This is a genomic window from Actinoallomurus sp. NPDC050550, from assembly GCF_040655075.1.
Classification (GTDB): Bacteria; Actinomycetota; Actinomycetes; order Streptosporangiales; family Streptosporangiaceae; genus Actinoallomurus.
Window position 1 is genome coordinate 1 of record NZ_JBFAJC010000122.1, and the last position, 6,184, is coordinate 6,184.

General features: G+C 68.0%; 7 protein-coding genes. 4 read left to right on the forward strand and 3 right to left on the reverse strand.

Translation table 11 applies throughout. The features are described 5' to 3' along the window. Positions 1-737: 737 nt before the first annotated feature. Complete coding sequence (locus tag AB0I04_RS54735; protein WP_360904876.1) at positions 738-2,051, reverse strand: S8 family serine peptidase; 1,314 nt, start codon at positions 2,049-2,051, stop codon at positions 738-740. Positions 2,052-2,163: 112 nt separating this feature from the next. Here AB0I04_RS54735 and AB0I04_RS54740 point away from each other — a divergent pair, with 112 nt between their 5' ends. From AB0I04_RS54740 to AB0I04_RS54750, 3 genes are read left to right on the forward strand one after another with little or no spacing between them, the layout of a single operon-like run. Then, positions 2,164-2,766: a hypothetical protein gene (locus AB0I04_RS54740; protein ID WP_360904879.1), complete on the forward strand. Its 603-nt coding sequence runs from the start codon at positions 2,164-2,166 to the stop codon at positions 2,764-2,766. Continuing rightward, positions 2,763-3,344, forward strand: coding sequence for a hypothetical protein (locus tag AB0I04_RS54745; protein WP_360904882.1), 582 nt, complete (start codon positions 2,763-2,765; stop codon positions 3,342-3,344). Before AB0I04_RS54740 ends, AB0I04_RS54745 begins: the two co-directional genes overlap by 4 nt. Continuing rightward, positions 3,341-4,057: a hypothetical protein gene (locus AB0I04_RS54750; protein ID WP_360904886.1), complete on the forward strand. Its 717-nt coding sequence runs from the start codon at positions 3,341-3,343 to the stop codon at positions 4,055-4,057. The genes AB0I04_RS54745 and AB0I04_RS54750 overlap by 4 nt, the downstream gene beginning before the upstream one ends. Here the strand turns inward: AB0I04_RS54750 and AB0I04_RS54755 are convergent. Further along, positions 3,975-5,291 (reverse strand): hypothetical protein, encoded by a 1,317-nt coding sequence (locus AB0I04_RS54755; RefSeq protein WP_360904889.1) that lies wholly within the window; start codon positions 5,289-5,291, stop codon positions 3,975-3,977. The genes AB0I04_RS54750 and AB0I04_RS54755 overlap by 83 nt on opposite strands. Before the next feature lie 88 nt (positions 5,292-5,379). Next, positions 5,380-5,574, reverse strand: coding sequence for a hypothetical protein (locus AB0I04_RS54760; protein WP_360904892.1), 195 nt, complete (start codon positions 5,572-5,574; stop codon positions 5,380-5,382). 134 nt (positions 5,575-5,708) lie between these two features. Between AB0I04_RS54760 and AB0I04_RS54765 the strand changes: the two genes are divergently transcribed. Next, positions 5,709-6,008 carry a hypothetical protein gene (locus tag AB0I04_RS54765; protein WP_360904895.1) on the forward strand — a complete coding sequence of 100 codons (300 nt, stop codon included), beginning with the start codon at positions 5,709-5,711 and terminating at the stop codon, positions 6,006-6,008. Positions 6,009-6,184 lie beyond the last annotated feature (176 nt).

The following is a 6,184-nucleotide window of genomic DNA, read 5'->3' on the forward strand; positions in this document are numbered from 1 at the left end:
TTGAAATTGACATCAAGACCGACGCTCAACAGTCACCCCTGTCAGACGTTCGTCGCACCGGGCCAACTCGGCAGAGGGTGCGCCCGGCAGCCACCGTGCGCGGCGCGCCGCTGCGAACGGGAGCTCGCCGGCGTGCCGCGAAACTTCTCGCTGCGTCTCAGACGGCCGTCGTAGGCTTATGGGCGAGGATCGGGATCGTTCGCATAAGTGGCGCCACCTACGCTGATCAGCGATTTCTTCGCCCCACGGACCGATCGCCCGTGTCATTCGACCGCCCAGTGGTGATGGACTTCCAGAACCAGTCACGCCGGGTCATGCGTTCGGTCTGATGTTTACCGCGTCGTCGGCGTGGGTATGCGGTCGTTCGCCAATGGCCACCTGCGCTATCACCACCTCGGCCGGACCCCGCGTCCACCCAACGGCCGGTGGGACCGGGTCCGATCCCCGTCCGGGCTCACTCGACTCCCTCGCAGATTATGTCCACGAGGTTAACTACGTTTCGGGCAAGTAAACCATCACCGAATTTATGAGGCAATGGGTAAGTCGCAAGTGAATCGATCAAGTAACAGCGATGTGCACGACGAGTTCGGCGCGGCACGGTCACGGTAAGCCACCGATATTTCACCCAGGGCCAGTTAGACCCGGTCTCCCACCGGCCGTGAACCGCCTGGATGAACGACTTGACCCCTGCGCACGGTCGCGGAAAGGCGATGATCTCGCGGCGGGGAAACGCCCTGTCAGGTCGAGTCGTCGTCGGGCGGGAGCTTGGCGCGGCCCGGTCGCCAGCCTCGGCGCACGCCGAGCGGCACGACGACCCCCGCGAACCCGACCAGCAGCGCACCGCCGATGGCGCAGACCGCGATCAGCGCACCGAGATCACGGGTCCGGTGATCGACCGGCGGTGGACCGCCGATGTTGATCGGCTGGGCGCCCGTCCGAGGTGACGTGGAGGGACCGCTCGTGTCGCTGATGAGCGCCGTCACCGCCTCACGCGGGTTGACCATCCCGCCGCCGCTGCCGGTCCCGATGCTGCCATCGGCGGTGGCGACGATGCGCCTGATGATCTCTGGCGGGGTCAGGTCCGGCTTCTCGGACTTGACCAGAGCCGCGACGCCGGTGACGTACGGCGCGGAGTAACTCGTCCCCCGAAGATCGCCGATGTAGCCGTCGCCCTCCGTGCTGATGATGCTGTCGCCGGGCGCGGACACGTCCACCCTCGAGGTGGTATTGGAGAAGTCGGACAACGGACCGTCGGGTCCGACGGCCCCGACGGAGAGCACGCCCGGGTACGACGCGGGGTATTCCCGCTGCTCGCTCGCCTTCTTGGTCGGGTCGGTGTTCCCCGCGGAGGCCACGATCAGGACGCCCTTCTTCCGTGCGTGCTCGACCGCCTGCCGAAGAAGGGGATAGTCGGTGTTGGTGGCGGAGATGTTGATGATGTCCGCCCCTTCGTCCACGGCCCGCATGATGCCCTTGGCGAGCAGCGTGCCGTCGTCGCCCGACTGCTCTTGGTTCTGAATCTTGATCGAGATCAGCTGGACGTCGGGGGCGACGCCCACGAACGGCATCGACTTGCTGTTACGTTCGTCCTGGGCCGCGATGATGCCGGCGACCGCCGTGCCGTGGCCGTAGCAGTCGGTGTTGTGGGTGTGGGTGAGGTCGATGCTCTTCACGACCCGGCCGGCCAACTGCGGGTGCGACTGACTGATACCGCTGTCGACGACGGCGACCGTGACGCCCTTCCCCCGGGTGATGTTCCAGACGTTGGTGAAGTCGAGCCTCGACTGCGCCCACGGCACCTGCTGAACGCGCGACGCCGCGAAGGACGGCGGGGTGGGACAGGGAGGGATGGGCGTCGCCGTCTTGGTCTTGGTCTTGGTGACCGTCGGGGCAGGGGTGGGCTTGGTGGCCGACTTGGTCGGAGACTTCGGATGGGCGGTTGGCGACGGTTTGGCCCGGTCGGGAAGCGCGAGAGCCGCCGGGGCGCATACGCTCGCCGAGAGCGCCAGCGCACCCGCGACGGCGAGACCCGCCAGTCGTACCGCCCGCATGTTCCGCCTCCCCCGGGAACGCACCGACCAGAGTCGCACTTTAGACGATCGACGCGACGACAGGTTCCGATCGCGGTCATTCCGGGCAGACGGCCCGTTAGCATCAGTCCTCGTGGCCCACCACGATCGCTCCGAAACCGCACCGCGCCGCAGGCCGCCGGTGCTGCTCAGCGTCGTCGGCGTCATCGTGGTCACGATCGCGCTGGCCGGTGCGTTCGGCGGCCTGGGTGCCCGTCCGAGCGGACCGAGCGCGGTGTCCCCCGGCGCGACGGTGGATCAGGGGCTCTTCAAGGTGCAGGTCCTCGACGCCCGCGCGGGCCGGTTCAAGATCGGGAGTTTCGGCAAGGCCGATAACAAACTGATCGTACGGACGCGCGTGACCAACACCGGAGACCGGTCGTGGGGCGTGGGCTCGTTCCTGAGCGGAGTCGTCGCCGAGCCCAAGCCCGGCAAATACGTGCAGGCAGACCTGATGCAGTCGAACGGCGACCTCCTCGGCGGCACGACCACGGAGATCCACCCACGGTTCCCGGTGATCGTCCAGTTGGTGTGGCCGCTCCCGGAGACGACGACGCCGCAGTCCGTCACCCTCGCGCTGCGCACGTGGCAGTACGGCCAGGCGTTCAGCTCGAACGAGATCAGCTGGAGCGTCACGAGCACTTCTCCCGTCACCGCGACGGTGACCCTTCCGGTGCGGCCGGGGGCGACCTCATGAACACCGTGGTCAGGGCCGTCTCCTGGCTCGTCGCCGTGGCGCTCATGGCCGCCGCCATGTGGCTGCACGGTGTCAAGCCACGCCAGGACGCCAAAATGCTCGACCCGATCGTGAGCCGGGGCCGCATCGGCACCGTGGTCGGCAACCGCGTCTTCAGCGTCCAGGTCGACCGGGTCGACGTGGCGACCGCGATCGTCAAGGACAGCATCCTCAACCGGACGGCCGTCCCCAGCCCCGGCCTCTTCGTGATCGTCTACCTGCGGATCAAGAGCAACCAGAAGCCGTTCACACCCGGGCACGTCCGGCTGACCACACGCGGTGGCCTGTCGTACGACGAGAGCGGCCGGCCGGACATCTCCGGTCGTTCCGACACCTACGAGCCGATGCTCTGGGGTCCCGCGTCGTACGTCTTCGAGATCCCGAAGGACCGGCTGGCCGGCGCGCGGTTGATCATCGGCGAGTCCGACGTGCTCAGCCAGTTGAGCGCCGAGGTCGACGTGGACCTGGGCGTCGACGCCCGAAAGGCGGCGGACCTGATCGGCCGTGCTCCCCGCGACTACGTCCTGAAGACGACATGACGTTCGACCCGCACGATCAGCGATCGCCGCGCTCGCGGGCGCCTCGCGACCCGTACGAGCACACCGTCCGGGACCCGTACGAGTTCACGGTCCGGGACCGGCGCGCGCCCGGGACGCGGGACCCGCTCGAGGACACGGTGCCCGACGCGCTCCAGCTCGTCGGCTCCGGAGCCCGCCCGTCCGAAGAGGCGATGGCACCACGGGCGAAGGGTGGACGGCGCCGCCGGCGCCTGATCGAGGCGGCCGTGCTGCTCGCCCTGGCACCCGCCCTGCTCGCCGTCCAATGGATCGACGACAGCCACCAGGCCGCGAACATACAGCCACCGGAGCGCGACACGACCGTACGGCTCGGCCAGACCGGAGTGCTCGGCCACGCCCAGTGGAGAATGCTCGGCCGGGACACGACCACGCCCGCGACGGACTCGACGACACCGGCCGGTGCCGTGCACATCAAGCTGATCCTCCAGGTGCGGCCGCTCGACGCCCAGGGGGTCAAGAACGTCCAGGCGACCGGCTACCGGCTGCGGGACGGCGCCGGGCACGAGTGGACGGGGGCGCCGCTCGGCCCGGACCCGGTCGCGGGGCGTACCACCCAGATGGCGATCACCTCCGACGTACCGGGCGCCCTGGTCAACTCCGTGCTGCTGGCGATATCGCAGAAGTCGAGGACGCAGACGGGCCAGTCGCTGAACGGTCTCGTTTTCGCACATTGACGCGGGCCACCACCAGGTCGAACGCCGCCGCCATCAGGCACACGCGAAGCGCCTGGTGGACGAAGCCGACACCGAAGTCGACGATGGACAGGCGCGCTTCCCACCAGCCGACCGGATGCGGGCCGAGCAGGTCGTAGACACCCCGCTGCCCCAGATCCGCGACGACCTCCAGACCGGTGAACAGGGCACAGAAAACACCGAACGGGAGTATTCCCGCCCGGATGATCATCCGGACCCCGTACACGGTCGGGAGCCACTTGTCGCGCAGCTCCCGGGTGAGAACCTCGAGCGGCGTGCGCGGCTTGTCCATGCCGCTGGCCGCGATGATCCGCCGGGCCAGCCTGCCGCTGCCGAGCGCGGCCTCCTCGGCGGCGTCGACGCCGAGGATCACTCCCGCGATCACCAGCCAGACGAGGGAGCCGAGCACCGCCTCCTTCAAGGACGGCCACAGCGCACTCACCCAGCCGAACAGGGGGCCGGTGAGGTCGGCGAGCCATCCCCACGCGACCCGCCCCTGCAGCCAACCGGTGCCGGCGTTCCGGGCCTGGTTGACGGTGAAGAGGCCGAACAGCGTCCAGTTGACCTCGCAAAAGGCGATCAACACCCCGCCCGCTCGCGCCCACCGCGGTTCCACCACGCGCTCGGCGACGAATTTGGCGATGAGGAAAGCGACGGTCAGTGCGATCGCGATGTACAGGTGACTCTGGAGGGCGCCGATCGACTTCAAGGCGTCCATCTGCCCGCCGAAGCCCTGCTCTCCGAATCCGCGGCCGGTGACGTTCTGCGCGTAGGCCCGCGCATCGTCGACGTACCAGTTCCAGGCCAGGTAGAAGATCATGAAGGGCAGCAACGCACGCGCCAGCGCGTCGACGATGGTCTCTTCGTCCTGCACCGCCCATGAGGCAAGGGACTCGTCGAGTTCGTGTTCTCGGACCGCGGGCAGGCCGTCCTTGAGGCTGTGGACCATGAGCACCGTCACCGACAGGGTGACCATCACGGTGAAGCTCATCACAAAGACCGGCACGACGGCGTTGTGCAGCCCGAACCGATAACCGCTGTAGAACAGCACGTACCGGAGCGCCTGACCGACCGTGTACCAGAGCGCCAGCGGCAGCACGAACCGGCCGGCCAGCCGGAGCGTGGCCCACGGCAGGATCACCGGGGACGTGGCGAGGGCCGAGCGCCGCCCCGGCCCGCGGTTCGGCGATGGAAGGGCTTGCGATTCCGGGTTCACAGCGGATCCAGGGGGACGTTGAGGGCGGTCTCGGCAGCACGACCGGCCCGGCCGGCACGCGATGCGGGAGTACGAGAGTACGCCCGGATCAGCCGCCGTCCGCCTCGGACTCGGTATCGCGGGGGTGGAAGAGCTTGCCCTGGGAGTCCATCCCGACCAGGAAGGCGGACCGTTCGTGATACTCAATCAGGATGCGCTCCCCCGGGAGGATCGCGTCCCGCTCCGCCGCCGCACGGCGCAGTCGGTCAAGGACGCGACGGTCGTCCTCGGAGCGCTCCGCCATCGATCTCCCTCCCTCGGCGGCTAGTTTATGCTCAGCGTGGCACCTTTGTGGACAAACGGGACAAGAGGGAACCGATCGCTGACGAGTCCGTCTAAGGGTCAGGGGTGTTTCGACGTTATCGGAGGCGGAGAGGCATGGGAGCAGAGCTTCGCACGTCGCTCGAAGAGCCGATGGAGGATCACTCCCGGCAGGTCGAGCGGCCGAAGGTGATGCGTCGTGCGCTGGACAGGGTCAGCACGACGGCGACCCGCCGCGACGGCCTGCTGACGGCCGTCGTCGGCCCGCGAGGGCTGGTACAGGACGTCCGCCTCGACCCGAATGCCTGTCGCCGACCGACCCCCAGCGAGCCGTCCCGCCGAATGGCGGCGAAGAACTACCAGCAGGCCGAGCACCCCAGGGCTATTCACGGTCACGCGAGCACTATGCGGATGTAGTGACTTGGTGAATGACAAGCTGGGGGTTTTGCTCCTCGGGAATGGTCTGCGGTTTTTGACTCGCCTTTCCGAGATATGCGAGATCGACCGGCAACGGCCGCCACTGACGTGTGGTCTGACGTGGGGACGTTTGACGGGGGGTGAGTGGTGAGTCCTGATCTCGATGTCGATTTTCC